Origin of the sequence: Cytobacillus sp. FSL R5-0377, from assembly GCF_038004385.1 — a bacterium.
Classification (GTDB): domain Bacteria; phylum Bacillota; class Bacilli; order Bacillales; family Cytobacillaceae; genus Cytobacillus.
Map to the genome: position 1 here is coordinate 2,082,734 of NZ_JBBORA010000001.1, position 18,212 is coordinate 2,100,945.

The window sequence follows — 18,212 nt, forward strand, 5'->3', positions numbered from 1 at the left end:
TTACCTTATCTATTCTATTAGCACTGTTCGCAATTACATTTGATTTCGAAAATAAAAGCCCGCTCTGTTATAGAGCGGACCTTAGATTATTCATGAGAGCTTTCCCAATCTGTCGGGCGGTCTTCCTCACGAATCTGATCAATTGGGACAAATACTTCCAAATGTCTGTACAGGTTTACGAATTCGGCAGGAAGCAGCCCGCCAAATTCACCATCAAGGTTGAGCTGTACTTTCTCCTTGGATTGCACTTTAATGCGGTTTGCCTGCGTGTAGATGACGTTCGGATCCTTTACATGCTCACCCCGGACTGCCATTGTCGCGATCCGGATAAAATCAGCGAGATTGGTTTTCTTTAAGATCAGCAGGGAAAATAGCCCGTCATTAATACAGGAATCCGGAGCAAGCTTTTCAAACCCGCCAACTGAATTTGTCAGACCGACTAGGAAAAGCATGGCTTCACCTTCAAAGATTTTCCCGTCAAACTCGATGCTGACTTCGGTTGAACGGAAGGAAGGAAGCATTTCAATTCCCTTAAGGTAATAAGCAAGCTGGCCAATCATGGTTTTAAGCTTGCTTGGCACCTCATAAGTCAGCTCTGTCAGCCTGCCTCCGCCAGCAATATTAATAAAATATTTATCATTTATCCGGCCAATATCAACAGGAATGGTATCCCCTTTTACAATAATATCTGCTGCAGCTTCCACATCTCTTGGAATATGGAGAGCGCGGGCAAAATCATTGGTGGTGCCCGTTGGGATAATGCCTAGGCGCGGACGGTAATCCTGTTCAGCAAGTCCATTGACAACCTCGTTAATCGTTCCGTCTCCGCCTGCTGCGACAACCAGGTCAAATCGGCGTTCAACAGCCGTCCGGGCAGCTTTAATTGCATCGCCTTCACCTGTTGTGGCATGACATGAGGCTTCATAGCCAGCCTTTTCCAGTTTCTGCAAAACCTCTGCTATATGTCTTTTAAAAATTTCCCGGCCTGAAGTCGGATTGTAAATAATTCTTGCTCTTTTCATAGACCATCATCCTATTATTGAAATATCTAAACTTAATCCTTCTGGTTCCATCTTTTTACATCATATCTAATAGTCAAAGGCATATCAATTTTTCACTGCCATCCGTATCTATTCTATTCACTTCCCGCTGTTTTCACAAGTAGTCAGATGCACAAATGAATTATACCCTCATTAAACAAAAAAGTATCGTAATTAAGTTATATTTCTTGGCCAGGTGGTCTAAAATCAGCATTATTCCTTTTTCAGGTCCTGCAGAACCAGGCTTTTAACATAGTCAATAATCGTCCTGTATGGATATTCCTCATTGATTACTCTATGAAGCATCGCCCCATCCATAAAAGTCCAGAACAACCCTGCTATATGGTTGGGATCTGCATTGGATCGGAATTCCCCGTTGTTCTGTCCTTCCTCCAAAATATCTGTTATAAGGTTTAAAAAGAACTTCTTTCCGCGCTCATTCAGGATACGATTGAGGTTCTCATCTCTTGAAGAATGCAGCGTAAATTCCAGCTGCACAGTTATTCTATCCTTACGCTCCTGGCTGAATGGGCTCATATCCCTATACAAGTCAAACAGATATTCAAATTTCTCTTCCGCGGAGTAAAGCTTGGATATATTCTCTGTAAGTCTTGCGTTAGCTGATTCTGTCTGCTCATTCAACAGCTCCAGATAGATTTCTTCCTTGCTTTTAAAATAATTATAGATAGCTCCCTTGCTGATTCCTGAATATGCGACAATATCATCTATAGTCGCGGCCTGAAAACCTTTTTTGGCAAAACAGGCCAAGGCTCCAGACAGGATCTCCTTCTTTTTTTTGCGTTTATATTCTTCTGATACAATAGGCGGCAAGTCTGTCCCTCCATGGCATTTGATTTATTCTATCAGCAGCACTTCCGGCTGATTTCACTTCTTTTCAGAACTTCTTCTATATACAGGCTTGCATGCTCACTCGTGATTTCCGCTCCTTCCTCCGCCAATCCCGCTTTTTTCAGATCCTCTTTTATTTTAGCGAGAAATAAATCTCTGATAGCTGCCGAACGGCACGGCTGTATCTGTTCTGCCAAATCCCAAATCCATTGCTCAAGATGGACACTCTTGCTCTTTTTTTGCATTTCCTGCGGAACCTTCCTTCTTCCCATATCTCCCACTCCCCAGGCATTTTCTTTAAAATAAACTGATCAGTCTTTTTAATTGTAAGTATTTTTATGAGAATTTTCAAATTTTTAATGTTAAATTGCCATGTGCTACGCTCTAATCGATATAATGCTAAAAGCTATAAAATAAAAAAACTCCTAACTTTCGTTAAGAGTTACTCCTGATCTATTTGGCTTTTCTCCCGATACATGGTTACTAATCCCCCGATGAGCATAAAACAGGCAAAGGAAAACGGAAACCAGCGCTCAAACCAGGAGGCTTTAGGAGACTGCCCGCCCTGTTCCTTAGCTTCTTCAGGAGCTCCTCCTGATATTTGAGCCATAACCAGATTGGTAAAGTCCTCTTCTCCCGTCATTGCAGGCAGAGAGTCCTCCTCCTCGTCCATCGCTTCGAGGTATACTTCCAGACATTCATCACATATATATAGATGATCTTCATAGAGTTCACGCTCAGGTTCGGTAAGCTCATTTTTCACATATTTCCGCCAATCCTCCATTGAGAAATGCTCCATGAAAATCATCTCCTTCCAATGTTTTTCTCTCAGGGATTGCTCTAAAACACCAAAAAATATCCTGCTGGGATTATTCTTAGCAAACATATCCTTATAACTATTCGGATAACCTGCTTCCTTTTTGAGTGCCGACACAATCATAATTTAGCGCATGGAATAATTCAATACCTTTTTTAATAATCTCCCACTTATAAAATACATGATTTCCCAATCTTGATATTATAGATAATGATTAATTCTCCCTTTTCACCAAACCATTATATGGTAAACTGTAATCAATGACTACATTTTGAGGAGGCTAGAAAAAAATTTTCGAATAATGGACAACTCTAAAAAACAAGTGAATATATTGATGAAAAAGGATGAAAACGATGACTTTTCTTATTTACCTGGCAGCTTACTTGATAGGATCAATTCCAACTGCCTTATTGGTAGGCAAATATGCCTTTGGAATTGACATACGTGATCATGGGAGCAATAATCCCGGTGCAACTAATACCTTAAGGGTACTTGGCAAAAACGCAGCTATCGTGGTGCTGCTGGTGGATGTGGGAAAGGGAGCTGCGGCTGCGGCATTGCCTGCCATTCTGAACGCTGAGGCTGATCCGCTAATAGTCGGGATGGTCGCGGTTGCCGGCCACTGCTTTCCGGTCTTTGCAGGATTCCGCGGAGGAAAAGCCATCGCCACTACAGCTGGAGTATTGCTTACAGCAAATATTTGGATGTTTTTAATCGCCTATATTTCTTTTATCGCTATCATTTTCCTAACGAAATATGTATTTTTCGGCTCTTTATCTGTGGGTGCATCCTTGCTTATCTATTCCTTATTTACTGAAGGCACTGAACATGAACTTATCTTTTCTATTTTTCTATTATTCCTGATTTTTCTGCATCGTTCGAACATTAATAACTTTTTTGATCATAATGAGCCTAAAATCAATGATAAGCGCTTAAAAGATGACCGCATCCCTCCAAGAGATGATAAAAAGCGGGCATGATCAAAACCCGGATCCTGGATTCGGGTTTTTTATTATTTTTCACATGAAAGCAGCTCTTTAAGCAAAACCTTTGAATAAATTGCGTTTAAAGGAGCTTGCATTATGTTCTTGATTATAAAAATAGCGAGTCTTTACTTACTCACTATTATGATTATGAGACTGATGGGGAAGTCAACGATTATCCAGATGACTCCTTATGACCTTGTCGCCATCATTATCGTTGGCACAGTTGCTTCTGAGCCTCTCATCAGCACAAAATACTGGCCGACATTAGCAGCATTAGCAATACTTGTGGGCCTCCACATCCTCTTCTCCTATTTAACTTTAAACCAAATTGGCAACCGGTTTTTTCTTGGTGAGCCGACGATGCTGATTAAAAACGGAGAAATCCTTGAAGACAATCTGGAAAAATCCCATTTATCCATGTCTCAGCTGCTGTCCATCTTAAGAAGCAAAGGATATCCAAAAATCGCTGACGTAGATTACGCTATTCTCGAGCCAATTGGTGAAGTGAGCATCATACCGAAAGTGGCCAATACGCCTGTGACCGTCGAACATTTAAAGATTCCCATCCAGGATGAAGGCCTCCCCATTGCGGTGATTGTTGATGGCAGAATCCAGGTGCGCAATCTCCAGCTGCTGGGACAGACTAAAGATTGGCTTTTAGAGCAGCTGCGGCAAAACGATTTGAATGAAAAAGAGATTATGTATGCATATGTAAATGAAAAGTCTAAGAAATTGAATATCAATAGGCGCAAATAGGTTTATTAATTAAAATTCAGGGTATTAAATATGAGTTGTATACCAGAAAAATAAAAATGCTTAACTATACATATCAATATCAGGGGGTAATGGTATGAAAGAAGAAGGTCTAGTGCTTGAAACAAAAATTGATGGTTTTCATTTTAATTGGGACCTGGAAAAAGGTCAGTTTAATTTTGAAGGGGAAGACTCGGTCCTCTTTTGGATAAGTTCTGCCATGAAAAGCTTTTTCGATACAATTGAAGAGATTTCAGGAAAAGAAACTTCCAGTCTTGTACTTGAGACCGCCGGCTTCAGGCAGGGATTAGTGGTAGGCAAGTTTTTTAAAGACATGAACCTGCCTATTGCAGAAGTAGCTAATATCATCCCCAGAATATATGCGTCGGCAGGCTGGGGGAATTTTATCATCTCTGAGGTTGATCCCGCTGCCAACACTGCCAGGGTCAAAACGGTTGACAGCTGGGAATATAAGATTAACAGAAAACAAGGAAAAACCGAATCCGGAACCTTTCTGCCAGGACATTTTGCAGGGATTTTTTCGGCTGTGTTCGATACAAGCATATGGTATAAAAAAGAATCTGATCAGTTAGCAGGCGCGGAGTATTCTGAGCTGGATTTTTTCCCTTCAAGTGTTACAGTTGAGGAAAATATCCACGCTTTAGCGAGACGCGAAGAATCCAAAAAAATCAGAGAGCTTGAGAAACTAGTGGAAGTGCGCACGTTAGAACTTAAGCAGCTGGTTAAAGAAATCTCATCACCGGTTATTCCTGTCCTGGATGGAATTGTTGTTGTCCCTCTACTGGGAAGGTATGACGAATTCCGTTCTGAAGAACTCGTCGATAAAACTCTTCATAGCCTTCCAAAGCACCAGGCCGATTGCCTAATCCTGGACTTGACCGGATTAAATCAGTCTATCAGTTCCTACACGGTAGAATTTTTAAGTAAACTAGCTGCTGCAGCTAACCTGATCGGCACTGAAACGATTCTGGTTGGCATTTCTCCGGAACTTGGCACTAAAATTACGGAAACCAATTTTAATCTTTCCAAATTTAACTGCTTTACAAACCTGCAGCACGGCATTTATTACGCTCTTTCCAAAAAAGGCAGGAAAATCTTTTAATAATCTAAAAAGCTGACTACCATAGGACGGGAAGTCAGCTTTTTTGGAGTTATAAATGGCTGTAGCCGCAGAATTATGTGCGGATAGCCGGAATTTGTGTGCGGATAGATTTTTTTATGTGCGTTCGCCGCCTTTTGTGTGCGGATAGATTTTTTTATGTGCGCTCACCGCTTTTTGTGTGCGGATAAACCTTTTTATGTGCGCTCACCATTTTTTTGTGAGGATAAACTTTTTTATGTGCGCTCACCGTTTTTTGTGTGTGGATAAACCTTTTTATGTGCGCTCGCCGTTTTTTGTGTGCGGATAAACTTTTTTATGTGCGCTCAGCCACAGTTGCTCTTATTTCTCTGACTGCACCTTCTTCGGAGCCCCCCTATATTTAGCTTCACGCAGCTCCAGCGCGTAGGCCTCAAGGTTCGGCATGCCCATTTCTTTGGCAATGCTGATTTCCTTTTCAATATCATATGGAATCCGGACTATTTCGATGGAAAAAGGCGCAGCCTCTTTTGATAAGTATTCCCCATGCAAAATTGCATAGGTGGCCTGGGGAATATCAAGGGAATTCCCGACGCTTCCTGCATTGAATAGTGTTTTTTGGGGATGAACCGGTTCAACCAGGGCAGCGTGAATATCCCCGTACCCGACAACATCTGGGATCCTGCCCTCCTCTCCGGCAATGATATGATCTGTATTGTCGAACATAGCCAGCTTTTCTTCATATGAATCCCTCATCGGCACAACCCGGTGATAAATGCTTTTGGCTGAAGCATGGTAGAGTCTGATGTATTTTCCGCTCATATAAAAATCGTGATGGAACGGCAGTGTTCCTAAATAGGATAAGGCATCTTCCCCCAGCTGTCTTTGATGCCACCGTCCCTCTTCAAAATCCAGCGGCTTCTGCATAAAGTCATCCCAATTTCCAAGGAGGACCACCTCACAGGTTTCTTTTATCCGTTCAACAGCTTTAAGAGAATTGGGACCTTTTCCTATCAGATCACCCAGGCAAAAGATGTTCTCTATTCCGCGTTCACGGATATTGTCCAGCACAGCCTCCAGTGCTGTTATATTTCCATGTATATCAGATATTACAGCTACTTTTCCCATGTTTGTCTCCTCCTTACTTTTTTATACTTCTCCAAAACACCCAAGCTTCCTCTATCAATTGAAAAAAACAATATTTGATTTTTCACTTTGCCGCCATTACATTAGAAATATGGTAAAATAACAGCATGCCAAAAACCAACATTACATATAGAAGGAGTAGGAATTATGTCAAAAGTATTTGTATTCGGACACAAAAACCCTGACACTGACTCAATCTGTTCAGCACTTGCTTATGCTGAATTAAAAAACAAATTAGGCGTTGATGCAGAGCCAATCCGCCTCGGCCAGGTAAATGAGGAAACACAATATGCTTTAGATTATTTTAAGACTGAAGCTCCCCGGCTTGTTGAGGCAGTATCCAAAGAAGCAGGCGAAGTCATTCTTGTAGACCACAATGAGTTCCAGCAAAGCGCTGATGACATCAGAGATGTGAAAATCCTTGAGGTTATAGACCATCACCGCATTGCTAACTTTGAAACAAGCGATCCGCTTTACTACCGCGCAGAGCCTGTTGGCTGTACAGCAACCATTCTAAACAAAATGTACAAGGAAAACGGAGTGGAAATCAGCAAGGAAACTGCTGGCCTGATGCTTTCTGCCATTATCTCTGATTCCCTTCTGTTCAAATCTCCAACATGTACAGATCAGGACGTTGCAGCAGCACGTGAACTTGCTGAAATTGCAGGAGTAAACGCAGAAGAATATGGTCTGGAAATGCTAAAAGCAGGAGCAGACTTAAGCAAGAAGAGCGTGAAAGAGCTAATCTCCCTTGATGCAAAAGAATTCCAAATGGGAAGCTATAAAACAGAAATCGCTCAGGTAAATGCAGTTGATCTGAATGACGTTTTAAGCCGCCAGGAAGAATTAGAAGCTGTCATTACTGAAAACATCAATAACAAAGAGCTTGACCTTTTTGTTTTTGTTTTAACTGACATCCTTAACAACGACTCAGTCGCCATCTCTCTTGGAAAAGAAGCAGCAGCTGTTGAAAAGGCTTATGATGTAACACTAAAAAACAACAGTGCCGTATTAAAGGGCGTTGTTTCACGCAAAAAGCAAATTGTCCCGCCTCTTACAAACGTATTGGCAGGCAAATAAAACAAAAGCAGTGCCACACTTGGCACTGCTTTTTACTTATCCAATAATGCTTCTGTCCCCTTAACAAGCTTACTCATCAGTGCCTTCACTGTCACCTCTTCAGACAGTCCCACTCCCTGTCCGGCCCATAAAGACATAAAATCCGGCCGCTTTAGCTTCGCTGCCTGCTTCCGGATAGGAGCTGTCATGTCATTCTGTAAGGGATAAGGCAACAGCGGCACTTCTTGCATTTCTTCCATGAACCGATTGCGGATCCCTCTTGCAGATTTTCCTGAGAATGCTTTCGTAACAGCTGTCCTATCTTCCCTCGCATTTAGCAATGCCTGCTTATACAACGGGTGAGTCCCGCTTTCCCTGCATGTAAGAAAGGCCGTTCCAAGCTGTACTCCTTCTGCCCCTAGAATTATAGCAGCAGCAATGCCCCTGGCATCCATGATTCCCCCTGCAGCAGCCACAGGACAGCTTACTGCATCTGCAGCCTGCGGTATAAGAGCCATGGAACCGATCTGACCGCTTTCCTCCCTGTGAAAAGTCCCCCGGTGCCCCCCGGCTTCAATCCCCTGAACAACAATCACATCTGCTCCAGCTTCTTCCCATTCCACAGCTTCATTAACATTGGTTGCAGTTCCAATAATAATCGTACCCTGTTTCTTTAATTCAGAAATATCCGCGGTATCAGGTATGCCAAACGTAAAGCTGCATACAGGCACTCGTTCTTCGATTAAAACAGCAAGCTGTTTTTTGTATAATGCTGCATAATCCTTTTCAGGTAGAGCTGGTTTTTCCACCATACCAAGCTCACTGCTGTATCGTTCAAGAACAGTCCCCATGGCGCTAATGTCTTCTGCTTTAGCTGATACATCGTGATCCGGAACAAAGAGATTGATGCCAAAGGGCCGATCAGTCAATTCCCGAACCTGTTTTATATCCTCTCTTATATCATCTGGCATCATATAGCCCGCACCCATATTCCCAAGTCCGCCGCAATTAGATACCCCGCTTATTAATTGCGGAGTTGTCAGCCCGCCAGCCATTGGAGCCTGGAAGATAGGATATTGGATTCCCAGCATCGCAGTTAAGGAATTTTGTTTCCAGCCCATTTAAAACATCCTTCCGACCTTATTTTCCAGAAACTAGAGCATCTATTATACTATCGGCCACCGTATGCCAAATCTTAGAGTCCTCCTGATAAGAAGCAGTTAATCTTCTATACATGTTCATCTGCTTGTCCTTAAAGTCATCAGCATCCTGTGCCGGAAGCTTGCTTCTTTCACTAGCCACCAATTCCTGAATCTGTTTGGCCCGCGGTCCCCAAACAGCTTTTTCATCCCCTTCTTTATCTATAAAGATATAAATCGGTATCGCTCTGGATGTTCCATTAGTCAAATACTGGTCCATCAGCTCAAGGTTCTGATCCCTTAAAACAAAACGGACTTCCATACCGGCTTCCTCTGCGATTTTTAAGAGGATCGGATTATTAAGCATGGCGTCACCGCACCAATCCTCAGTCAGGGCAACTACTTTCAAGCCAGCATCATTAAGATCTGCCAATCTTATTTTTTCCTCATCAGATAAAGAAAAACGATTATATATTTTATTCATCTCTTCTTTGTTAACTTGCATCGCATCTATATAATTCTGCGGACTTAGACCCTTCTCAAACCATTCCATTAAGTTCATAAAACCCACTCCCTTATTTCGATTTCTTTAGTGTATATTCTTTTCCATCCGCTTTCATTCCTGCATTTGCTGTAGCACTTTGTAAAACTCTATCTTTTCCTGGGAAATAGCCTTCACTTTTTTGTCGGAATATAGGAAAAGCTGATGGATTCCCATCAGCTCACCTTTTATCTTTTTTGTATTTCCTGCTGCAATAATTTGTTAACAAGCGGCGGGTTGGCCTGTCCTTTTGTGGCTTTCATAATCTGGCCGACAAGGAAGCCGATTGCTTTTTGCTTTCCATTCTTGAAATCCTCGATGGATTGCGGATTCGCATCAAGTGTTTCACCGATAATTTTAAGAAGTGCGCCTTCGTCCGAAATTTGGACCAAGCCTTTTTCTTTTACGATTGTTTCCGGATCTCCGCCATTTTCAACCAGTTCTTTGAAGACTGTTTTAGCAATTTTGGAAGAGATAGTTCCATTTTCGATCAGCTTAATCATTCCGGCAAGTCCCTCAGGTGTCAAAGCAATATCAGTTAGCTCTTTTTGTTCAGCATTTAAATAAGCTGACAATTCACCCATTACCCAGTTGGAAGCCTGCTTGGCGTCTGCTCCTTTATTGACAGCTGCCTCAAAGAAATCAGAAGTTTCTTTTGTCACTGTCAGGACAGCTGCATCATAGGCCGGCAGCCCAAGTTCTTCAATATAGCGGTTCTTTCTCTGGTCCGGAAGCTCAGGAATCTCTGCACGAATGCGCTCTTTCCACTCTTCATCAATGTGGATATCAAGTAAGTCAGGTTCAGGGAAATAACGATAATCATCCGAACCTTCTTTTACCCTCATTAGAATCGTTTTATTGGTCGCTTCATCATAGCGCAATGTTTCCTGCTGTATTGTTCCGCCAGAACTAAGAATCTCTTCCTGTCTCTTCTCCTCGTATTCCAGCCCTTTGCGGACAAAGTTAAACGAGTTCAGGTTCTTAAGCTCTGTCTTAGTGCCAAATTCCTCCTGGCCGACAGGACGAAGGGAAATATTCGCATCACAGCGAAGTGAACCTTCCTCCATTTTACAGTCAGAAACGCCAGTATACTGAATGATGGATTTTAGCTTCTCCAAATAGGCATAAGCTTCATTTGGCGTACGGATATCCGGCTCAGAAACGATCTCAATCAGCGGAGTACCCTGGCGGTTATAGTCTACAAGGGAATATCCTTTAGCATGTGACAGCTTGCCTGCATCTTCTTCAAGATGAATCCGCGTAATGCCAATTTTTTTCTTATAGCCATCAACTTCAATCTCAATCCAGCCATGCTCTCCAATAGGCTTATCAAATTGAGAAATCTGGTAGGCTTTTGGGTTATCCGGGTAAAAGTAGTTTTTCCGGTCAAATTTTGTAACAGGTGCAATTTCACAATTCAGTGCCATCGCAGCTTTCATTCCGAATTCAACAGCCTTTTTATTAATGACAGGAAGCACTCCAGGGTAGCCAAGATCGACGACCGTCGTGTTGGAGTTAGGCTCTGCCCCAAAGTGGTTTGGGCTTGCCGAGAATATTTTTGAATCCGTTTTTAGTTCAACGTGTACTTCAAGTCCTATAACCGTTTCGTATTTCATTTATTTCCCCCCTTACAGTCCCGGTTTTTGCTTATGGTATTCTGTAGCCTGCTCAAAAGCATGCGCTACACGGTAAACAGTGCTTTCATCAAAATGCTTTCCGATAATTTGAAGGCCAAGCGGCAATCCATCCATGAATCCGCAAGGTACGCTGATTCCAGGCACGCCTGCAAGATTTACTGGAATCGTCAGGATATCATTCGCGTACATAGTCAGCGGGTCAGACGTATTTTCACCAATCTTAAAGGCAGGAGTTGGCGCTGTCGGCCCAATAATGACATCATACTTTTCAAAGACCTTTTCAAAGTCTTGTTTAATCAGTGTACGCACCTTTTGAGCCTTTTTATAGTAAGCATCATAATAGCCAGAACTTAAGGCAAACGTTCCAAGCATAATACGGCGTTTTACTTCATCCCCGAAGCCTTCTGCACGGGTTTTTTTGTATAAATCGATTAAACTCTCAGGATCTGCAGTTCTATAGCCATAGCGAACACCATCAAAGCGCGCCAGGTTGGCAGATGCCTCGGAGGAGGACAGCAGATAATACGTTGCAAGGGCATATTTGGAGTGCGGCAGGGAAACTTCCTCCCATGTTGCCCCTAGTTTTTCTAATACCTTTAGGGCATCCAGCACGGACTGGCGCACATCTTCATCTACACCTTCGGCCAGATATTCTTTTGGTACGGCGATTCTCAAGCCCTTAACATCGCCAGTTAAACTTTCAGCATAGCTTGGAACATCTACATTTGCCGAAGTAGAATCCATTGGGTCCAGACCTGAAATAGCCTGAAGCAGATAAGCGTTGTCTTCAACTGTGCGGGTAATCGGTCCAATCTGGTCTAAAGATGAAGCAAATGCAATCAGTCCAAAACGGGATACTCTGCCATATGTAGGTTTTAACCCGACAACTCCGCAATACGAAGCAGGCTGTCTGATTGAGCCGCCTGTATCTGAGCCAAGAGAAAATAAAACCTCTCCTGCTGCAACAGAAGCAGCAGAGCCGCCGGAAGACCCGCCCGGCACTCTTTCAAGATTCCATGGATTTCGAGTTACCTGAAAGCCAGAGTTTTCATTGGATGATCCCATTGCAAATTCATCCATATTCAGTTTACCGATTGTTATGGTTTCAGCATTATGTAATTTGGAAGCAACCGTTGCATCATAAATCGGGTCAAAGTTTTCAAGGATTTTACTCGCACTGGTAGTGCGCAGCCCTTTCGTTACAATGTTATCTTTCACGCCGATTGGCATACCGAACAACAGGCCTTTCGCCTCGTCCGTTCCAATTTTTTCATCCATTTTCTTTGCTGCTTCGCGGGCTCTCTCTTCGTTCAGTGTCAAGAACGCTTTTACCTGATCTTCAACCTCACTGATTCGCTTGTACGATTCACTGACAAGATCGGTAACTGTAATTTCTTTTTTATGTAAAAGCTGATGAAGTTCAGCTACCTTATGATCGAATAAACTCACCATTTTCCCTCCCTACTCAATGATAGACGGCACTTTTATATAGCCATCCTGATGGTCCGGCGCATTTTTCAAAACTTCTTCCTGTGGAAGTCCTTTTTTCGCCTTATCTTCTCTTAGTACATTTTTCATATCAAGAACATGGGATGTTGGTTCAACATCCTCTGTGTCAAGCTCATTCAAAAGCTCCGCAAATGAAATCATCTTGTCCAGCTGTTCAGTATAAGCTTTAGCTTCCTCTTCAGTCATCGCAAGTCGCGCCAAGTGTGCAACATGCTTAACCTGATCGGTTGAAATTCTCGACATTACTGCCACCTCCAAAAATTGAATACTGTCAATGCACAATTATAATGATCATACCAAACTTTCGTGCGTTAAAGCAACACGTGAGAACGGGCTGTTTCAGCAATCTTCTGCTATTTTACCATGAGTTAAATGAGTTTTGTGTTTGCATCTCTTTTTAGAGGATAAATGAAAAGCGAAACCGAATAACTTGGGATGCGACCATATGTACAGGAGGTGCGATTATGGATTTTTTCCGATTTGATTTGGGTGTCGGCAGGGAAATTACTCAATTCAGCAGCCACAATACCAGCATCAGCCCGATTATCAGAAACAAAACTGCTACTGTTGGGTGCATCTACCTTAAGGATAATAGTGTTTTAGGCATGCACCCGGCAGCATGTCCTCAGCTATTTCTCATCGTTGACGGTGAAGGATGGGTCAAAACTGCTGGAGGTGAGCAAATTGCAGTCCAAAAAGGCACCGCAGTTTATTGGTCTGAAGGCGAGGAACACGAATCAGGCTCTTACCTTGGAATGACTGCCATTGTGATTGAAGGTCCTGATTTGGATCCGCATCTGTATCTGAAGCCCTTGGAATAGGCTTTGGCCAGGAAGTGCCGAAGTCGTGCCGGTATTTTATTGCGTTTGGCCGAAAGTCCTGCATCTCGGCCGGTATTACGATCCCTTCACCTAAAAAAATAGAGCAGCGTGGCAGCGCTGCTCATTTACGCTTGAATAGTTTGGCAAATAGGCCGCCTTTTTTCGGCTTTTCCGCCTCTGCTTTAACCGTTTTCCTCTCCACAAATATTTCCGGTTTATCAATCGCATAGTCATAGGCAAGAACGAGCCCGATCTCTGAATTATGATCTTTGTTGGTGACAATTGTATATTCTACTTTATTGGCCGAAGCCAGTTTTATATATTTTGATAAATAGGAGTAGCTCATATTCCCATTCAAATAAAGATGAGCTTTGCGGTTAGCTTTAATAGCTTCTTCCACCTGAGGATAGATTCCATCTTCCCTCATCTGCGGCTGCTTTAGGGCAATGACTACCCTCTCCCGAAGCGAGCCAAGAAACTTGCGGCGCTCATCAGGCTTGGTTTGTTTCTGTCCATGAATCCCCTGTTGAAGATAATCATCTATATTTTCAGCCAATTGTATATCCTCCATCCTTATATGACCTCATTGTTTTCATTGTTTTCATTGTATTCACTATTATGCCCTATTTCAAATTTCGCCTATATAATATGTATGTTTTTGCAGGAGGTACTGTGCCTGCCTGTTAATCAAAAAATACCTCCCTTCCATGGAAGAGAGGTTCAAAATAGGAGAATATACAGGTGAAAAATCAAGTTACATTCGGGTAAAAACTAAGCTTCCTGCTTTTCAGTAAACTGTTCTTCTTCAGTAGATCCCTTTAAAGCTGTTGTCGAGGAAGTTCCTCCAGTAATGACCATTGAAACCTGGTCAAAATAGCCGGTGCCCACTTCGCGCTGATGTCTCGTCGCCGTGTATCCATGAGCTTCGCTGGCAAACTCAGCCTGCTGAAGCTCAGAGTACGCCGCCATTCCGTGGTCTTTATAGCCGCGTGCCAATTCAAACATGCTATGGTTCAGTGCATGGAATCCTGCCAAAGTAACGAACTGGAATTTGTATCCCATTTTGCCAAGCTCCACCTGGAATTTGGCAATCGTTTCGTCATCCAGCTTTTTCTTCCAATTGAATGAAGGAGAGCAATTATACGCTAACAGCTTGCCTGGGAATTTTTCGTGGATTGCTTCAGCAAAACGTCTTGCTTCATCAAGGTCCGGCTTAGATGTTTCACACCATACCAGGTCGGCATAAGGAGCATACGCCAATCCCCGAGCGATCGCTTGGTCGAGTCCTGCTTTTGTCCGGAAGAACCCTTCAGGAGTGCGTTCCCCCGTAATGAAAGGTGCATCATACGGATCCACATCACTTGTAATCAGGTCGGCCGCGTTAGCATCAGTCCGGGCGACAATAACAGTCGGCACACCCATAACATCCGCTGCCAGCCTTGCAGATATTAAGTTCTTAACAGCGGTCTGGCTTGGAAGCAATACCTTCCCGCCAAGATGTCCACATTTCTTCTCAGATGAAAGCTGGTCCTCAAAATGTACTCCGCCGGCACCCGATTCAATCATGCCTTTCATAAGCTCAAATACATTAAGCTGGCCACCGAACCCTGCTTCAGCATCTGCTACAATTGGAGCAAACCAGTCAATGGAATGATCCCCTTCCATATGATGAATCTGGTCAGCACGCTGAAGGGCCTGATTAATCCTTTTTACGACATTTGGTACACTGTTGGCCGGATATAAGCTTTGGTCCGGATACATATTTCCGGACAGGTTGGCATCAGCAGCAACCTGCCAGCCGCTTAAGTAAATGGCCTTTAGCCCGGCCTTAACCTGCTGAACTGCCTGATTTCCTGTTAACGCCCCTAATGCATTAACGAAATTTTCTTGATTGACAAGCTTCCACAGCTTCTCTGCTCCACGGCGTGCTAATGTATGTTCAATATCAATTGACCCTCTTAACTTAATGACATCCTCAGCAGTATACGGCCTTTCTACTCCGCTCCAGCGTTCATCCATTTCCCAGCTTTCCTGCAACTGACGCACTCTTTCATCTGACATTTGATTAAATCCTCCTTTTGATTTCAAAAATTAACTTCAGCAAGAACCTGGATGCACTACAACTCTGTATCATAACAGATAGACGTAATTAACCTGTTATGATATAACTCTATGTTGTTATAAAACAATTAATTATCTATGTTTTGTATTATATAACAGTTATTTTAGAATGGGAAGCCCTTATTTTAAAAAAACTCTAAATTTACAGATTGTTTTAACCGTTTTTATTCAATTTCATTCACTGTGCTATGATATAGAGTGTTGGTTTTGTTTTTAGATATCAATTTGATACATGAAGGAGAAAGATAGAAGTCTCTCTTTATATAATTATCTTTGTGGAAAAAGCATCTGAAATGACGAAGGATTGGAGAAGCTTTCAAGGTGGAAAGGCAGGATCTGACTACTCTTCCGATGCCCCTCCTGAAAGGGTAAAGAAAGTGGATGAGCAAAATCGCTGCTTCAGACAGAAGAGGAAATGAAGGAAACGATAGCTAATTGGACAATGCAGACTTCCGCTGATCGGGATATTGATACAGAACGGGCCAAGTTTATTATGGAATCGACTCTTCAGCAGAGTGTAAAGCTGGGGATTAGTCATTTAATCATTGACCTGTCGGGGGGCATCATGGTCGACACCATGGTTTCTTACCAAATTTTCCAGGTAATCGTCTCACTAAAACTTATCGGTGTTTAATCAACCCTGCTCGGCATCCGTCCTGAAGCTGCTCAGACAGCCATTCAGCTTGGAATAGACTTTACGGACATTATCACTGAAAACGCTCTAGTAAAAGTACTTAATAAAATCAATATTAACCCTTGAGGGACCTGCCGGGTCTTTTTTATTTAACCCAAAACCCTCCCTGCAAGCCAACTTAATTTTATAAATTTGGATGAATAGATATGTTGATATAGTAGATATATCAGAAAATTAATGCGAAATAACGTATTTTTATACAATTATTTCTTTATAGTTTTTTAGATTTTTTGTTCCTGCACCTTAACTATGTTATGATAATAAACGTCTTTTCAAAGTGGAATTTTCCCCAAATTGATTTTTTCTAAAATCACAAAATTGCATGTAACTGTATAAAGAATGTTTTTTCACTTAGATTCAATTGGGATAGAAAATGGGGATACTAATAGAAAAATGGAGGCGAACATATGGATTTCACTATGGCGACATGGCTTTGGCTTCTTATTCCAATGCCATTATTGATCGTACTATCAGGCATCTCATATTTTGTTGAAAGGAGAAGATAAATAGATATGGATATAAATGTACCAACGTTAATTGCCATTATTGTTTATCTGGTCGGCATGCTGCTGATTGGTGTGCTTGCAGCCAGAATGACTAAAGATTTATCTGATTATGTGCTAGGCGGGCGAGGTCTTGGTGCTGGAGTTGCAGCCTTAAGTGCCGGGGCATCTGATATGAGCGGATGGTTAATGCTGGGACTTCCAGGAGCTGTTTACTTAGGCGGTATGGGTGAAATATGGCTTCCAATTGGTTTGGCGGTTGGTGCCTATCTGAATTGGCAGTTTGTAGCGAAGCCATTACGTGTATACACGGAGGTAGCCAACGATTCAATTACAGTTCCCGGGTATTTTGAGAACCGGTTCCATGATACCTCGAAATTGCTTCGGGTAGTTTCCGCAATCGTTATATTAATCTTTTTCACTTTCTATACTTCTTCCAGTCTAGTTGGGGGTGCCATTCTATTAGAAAATTCATTCGGGATGGATTATACTCTCGCACTTTGGGTTGGAGCTGCTGTTATTTTGTCATACACACTATTCGGCGGGTTCTTGGCAGCCAGCTGGACTGACTTCATCCAAGGTATATTAATGTTCTTAGCCCTGATTATTATTCCAATTGTCGCGATTCAAGAGCTTGGCGGATGGAATGAAACATTAAATCAAATCAGTGCAATAGATCCAACACATTTGGATGTCACCTCAGGAGCCACGTTTGTTGGCGTTGTTTCACTGCTTGCATGGGGTCTGGGCTATTTTGGGCAGCCGCATATACTTGTTCGTTTTATGGGATTAAAATCAACAAAGGATGTTCCTAAAGCCCGTTTGATAGGTATGTCGTGGATGGTCCTGTCTCTGTTCGGAGCACTGTTTGTAGGTTTTGCCGGAATAGCGTACTTTGCAGATACACCGCTTGCGAATTCTGAAACAGTTTTCATCGTGTTTTCACAAGTACTATTTAATCCTTGGGTAGCTGGATTTTTATTAGCAGCCATTCTCTCAGCAATCATGAGCACAGTTGACTCTCAATTGCTCGTCTCTTCAAGTGCATTGGCACAGGATTTCTATAAATCTATCTTCAGAAGAAATGCTTCCAAAAAGGAAGAAATGATTGTTGGCAGAATTGCTGTACTGGGCATAGCTATTATTGCCATCTTCTTAGGGTATAACCCTGAAAGTAAAGTACTTGAACTTGTCAGTTATGCATGGGCCGGATTTGGTGCAGCCTTCGGGCCGGTTATCATTCTGAGCCTGTTCTGGAAACGCATGACGCGAAATGGGGCGCTAGCCGGCATTATTGTTGGTGCTGTAACAGTAATTGTTTGGGCACAGCTTACCGGCGGCCTGTTTGACTTGTATGAATTGGCGCCCGGCTTTATATTTGCCGGTCTGGCGATCATCATTGTCAGCTTGTTCGATAAGGCACCTTCAAAGGAAGTTCAGGAGCAGTACAATCGATATAAGTCTACACTTAAAAATTAATTGCAGAAACCCTCTTCCT

The 18,212-nt window shown here is 42.5% G+C and carries 18 protein-coding genes and 1 pseudogene; 7 read left to right on the top strand and 12 right to left on the bottom strand.

Going from position 1 to position 18,212, the window contains the following annotated elements:
* Positions 1-86 precede the first annotated feature (86 nt).
* The 4 genes from NSQ49_RS10710 to NSQ49_RS10725 all read right to left on the bottom strand — a co-directional run bounded on the left by NSQ49_RS10710 (position 87) and on the right by NSQ49_RS10725 (position 2,688).
* Entirely contained in the window at positions 87-1,022 is a 936-nt protein-coding gene (locus NSQ49_RS10710; RefSeq protein ID WP_159870674.1) for a diacylglycerol kinase, read from the bottom strand.
* A gap of 231 nt (positions 1,023-1,253) precedes the next feature.
* The gene (locus NSQ49_RS10715; RefSeq protein ID WP_159870677.1) at positions 1,254-1,871 is read right to left on the bottom strand and encodes a TetR/AcrR family transcriptional regulator; all 618 of its coding nucleotides are present in this window, start codon (positions 1,869-1,871) and stop codon (positions 1,254-1,256) included.
* 32 nt (positions 1,872-1,903) lie between these two features.
* Complete coding sequence (locus NSQ49_RS10720) at positions 1,904-2,161, bottom strand: hypothetical protein (RefSeq protein WP_159870680.1); 258 nt, start codon at positions 2,159-2,161, stop codon at positions 1,904-1,906.
* Between the two features lie 170 nt (positions 2,162-2,331).
* Complete coding sequence (locus tag NSQ49_RS10725) at positions 2,332-2,688, bottom strand: hypothetical protein (protein ID WP_159870683.1); 357 nt, start codon at positions 2,686-2,688, stop codon at positions 2,332-2,334.
* A gap of 371 nt (positions 2,689-3,059) precedes the next feature.
* Here NSQ49_RS10725 and plsY point away from each other — a divergent pair, with 371 nt between their 5' ends.
* The 3 genes from plsY (at position 3,060) to NSQ49_RS10740 (ending at position 5,568) form a co-directional block, all read left to right on the top strand.
* Positions 3,060-3,686, top strand: a complete 627-nt coding sequence (gene plsY, locus NSQ49_RS10730) for a glycerol-3-phosphate 1-O-acyltransferase PlsY (protein ID WP_159870686.1) — start codon at positions 3,060-3,062, stop codon at positions 3,684-3,686.
* A gap of 102 nt (positions 3,687-3,788) precedes the next feature.
* Positions 3,789-4,448 carry a DUF421 domain-containing protein gene (locus NSQ49_RS10735; protein WP_251284330.1) on the top strand — a complete coding sequence of 220 codons (660 nt, stop codon included), beginning with the start codon at positions 3,789-3,791 and terminating at the stop codon, positions 4,446-4,448.
* Between the two features lie 94 nt (positions 4,449-4,542).
* Positions 4,543-5,568: an STAS domain-containing protein gene (locus NSQ49_RS10740; RefSeq protein WP_159870692.1), complete on the top strand. Its 1,026-nt coding sequence runs from the start codon at positions 4,543-4,545 to the stop codon at positions 5,566-5,568.
* A 339-nt stretch (positions 5,569-5,907) separates the two neighbouring features.
* Here NSQ49_RS10740 and NSQ49_RS10745 read toward each other — a convergent pair whose 3' ends face one another.
* A complete protein-coding gene (locus NSQ49_RS10745; RefSeq protein ID WP_159870695.1) occupies positions 5,908-6,672 on the bottom strand; it encodes a metallophosphoesterase family protein in 765 nt (254 codons plus the stop codon).
* Positions 6,673-6,837: 165 nt separating this feature from the next.
* Between NSQ49_RS10745 and NSQ49_RS10750 the strand changes: the two genes are divergently transcribed.
* Positions 6,838-7,770 (top strand): manganese-dependent inorganic pyrophosphatase, encoded by a 933-nt coding sequence (locus NSQ49_RS10750; RefSeq protein WP_159870698.1) that lies wholly within the window; start codon positions 6,838-6,840, stop codon positions 7,768-7,770.
* A gap of 32 nt (positions 7,771-7,802) precedes the next feature.
* Here the strand turns inward: NSQ49_RS10750 and NSQ49_RS10755 are convergent, their stop codons facing one another.
* The 5 genes from NSQ49_RS10755 to gatC form a co-directional block, all read right to left on the bottom strand.
* Positions 7,803-8,870 carry an NAD(P)H-dependent flavin oxidoreductase gene (locus tag NSQ49_RS10755; RefSeq protein WP_251284331.1) on the bottom strand — a complete coding sequence of 356 codons (1,068 nt, stop codon included), beginning with the start codon at positions 8,868-8,870 and terminating at the stop codon, positions 7,803-7,805.
* Positions 8,871-8,889: 19 nt separating this feature from the next.
* Positions 8,890-9,450, bottom strand: coding sequence for a thioredoxin family protein (locus NSQ49_RS10760; protein WP_159870704.1), 561 nt, complete (start codon positions 9,448-9,450; stop codon positions 8,890-8,892).
* 167 nt (positions 9,451-9,617) lie between these two features.
* Positions 9,618-11,045, bottom strand: a complete 1,428-nt coding sequence (gene gatB / locus NSQ49_RS10765; protein ID WP_159870707.1) for an Asp-tRNA(Asn)/Glu-tRNA(Gln) amidotransferase subunit GatB — start codon at positions 11,043-11,045, stop codon at positions 9,618-9,620.
* 12 nt (positions 11,046-11,057) lie between these two features.
* A complete protein-coding gene (gatA, locus tag NSQ49_RS10770; RefSeq protein ID WP_251284346.1) occupies positions 11,058-12,515 on the bottom strand; it encodes an Asp-tRNA(Asn)/Glu-tRNA(Gln) amidotransferase subunit GatA in 1,458 nt (485 codons plus the stop codon).
* A 12-nt stretch (positions 12,516-12,527) separates the two neighbouring features.
* The gene (gene gatC / locus NSQ49_RS10775; RefSeq protein WP_159870710.1) at positions 12,528-12,818 is read right to left on the bottom strand and encodes an Asp-tRNA(Asn)/Glu-tRNA(Gln) amidotransferase subunit GatC; all 291 of its coding nucleotides are present in this window, start codon (positions 12,816-12,818) and stop codon (positions 12,528-12,530) included.
* 221 nt (positions 12,819-13,039) lie between these two features.
* Here gatC and NSQ49_RS10780 point away from each other — a divergent pair, with 221 nt between their 5' ends.
* The gene (locus NSQ49_RS10780; RefSeq protein WP_159870713.1) at positions 13,040-13,396 is read left to right on the top strand and encodes a cupin; all 357 of its coding nucleotides are present in this window, start codon (positions 13,040-13,042) and stop codon (positions 13,394-13,396) included.
* Between the two features lie 121 nt (positions 13,397-13,517).
* Here the strand turns inward: NSQ49_RS10780 and NSQ49_RS10785 are convergent, their stop codons facing one another.
* Entirely contained in the window at positions 13,518-13,952 is a 435-nt protein-coding gene (locus NSQ49_RS10785) for a YueI family protein (protein ID WP_159870716.1), read from the bottom strand.
* A 215-nt stretch (positions 13,953-14,167) separates the two neighbouring features.
* Positions 14,168-15,457 (bottom strand): isocitrate lyase, encoded by a 1,290-nt coding sequence (gene aceA / locus NSQ49_RS10790; RefSeq protein ID WP_341070734.1) that lies wholly within the window; start codon positions 15,455-15,457, stop codon positions 14,168-14,170.
* 523 nt (positions 15,458-15,980) lie between these two features.
* Between aceA and NSQ49_RS10795 the strand changes: the two are divergent.
* Positions 15,981-16,277: pseudogene (locus NSQ49_RS10795) on the top strand (STAS domain-containing protein); the annotation flags it as partial.
* Positions 16,278-16,723: 446 nt separating this feature from the next.
* Positions 16,724-18,193 carry a sodium/proline symporter PutP gene (putP, locus tag NSQ49_RS10800; protein ID WP_159870725.1) on the top strand — a complete coding sequence of 490 codons (1,470 nt, stop codon included), beginning with the start codon at positions 16,724-16,726 and terminating at the stop codon, positions 18,191-18,193.
* Positions 18,194-18,212 lie beyond the last annotated feature (19 nt).

Coding starts and splice junctions, on each gene's coding strand:
- NSQ49_RS10710 (WP_159870674.1), bottom strand. CDS start 1,022: ATGAAAAGAGCAAGAATTATTTACAATCCGACTTCAGGCCGGGAAATT.
- NSQ49_RS10720 (WP_159870680.1), bottom strand. CDS start 2,161: ATGGGAAGAAGGAAGGTTCCGCAGGAAATGCAAAAAAAGAGCAAGAGT.
- NSQ49_RS10725 (WP_159870683.1), bottom strand. CDS start 2,688: ATGGAGCATTTCTCAATGGAGGATTGGCGGAAATATGTGAAAAATGAG.
- plsY (WP_159870686.1), top strand. CDS start 3,060: ATGACTTTTCTTATTTACCTGGCAGCTTACTTGATAGGATCAATTCCA.
- NSQ49_RS10735 (WP_251284330.1), top strand. CDS start 3,789: ATGTTCTTGATTATAAAAATAGCGAGTCTTTACTTACTCACTATTATG.
- NSQ49_RS10740 (WP_159870692.1), top strand. CDS start 4,543: ATGAAAGAAGAAGGTCTAGTGCTTGAAACAAAAATTGATGGTTTTCAT.
- NSQ49_RS10745 (WP_159870695.1), bottom strand. CDS start 6,672: ATGGGAAAAGTAGCTGTAATATCTGATATACATGGAAATATAACAGCA.
- NSQ49_RS10750 (WP_159870698.1), top strand. CDS start 6,838: ATGTCAAAAGTATTTGTATTCGGACACAAAAACCCTGACACTGACTCA.
- NSQ49_RS10755 (WP_251284331.1), bottom strand. CDS start 8,870: ATGGGCTGGAAACAAAATTCCTTAACTGCGATGCTGGGAATCCAATAT.
- NSQ49_RS10760 (WP_159870704.1), bottom strand. CDS start 9,450: ATGAACTTAATGGAATGGTTTGAGAAGGGTCTAAGTCCGCAGAATTAT.
- gatB (WP_159870707.1), bottom strand. CDS start 11,045: ATGAAATACGAAACGGTTATAGGACTTGAAGTACACGTTGAACTAAAA.
- gatC (WP_159870710.1), bottom strand. CDS start 12,818: ATGTCGAGAATTTCAACCGATCAGGTTAAGCATGTTGCACACTTGGCG.
- NSQ49_RS10780 (WP_159870713.1), top strand. CDS start 13,040: ATGGATTTTTTCCGATTTGATTTGGGTGTCGGCAGGGAAATTACTCAA.
- aceA (WP_341070734.1), bottom strand. CDS start 15,457: ATGTCAGATGAAAGAGTGCGTCAGTTGCAGGAAAGCTGGGAAATGGAT.
- putP (WP_159870725.1), top strand. CDS start 16,724: ATGGATATAAATGTACCAACGTTAATTGCCATTATTGTTTATCTGGTC.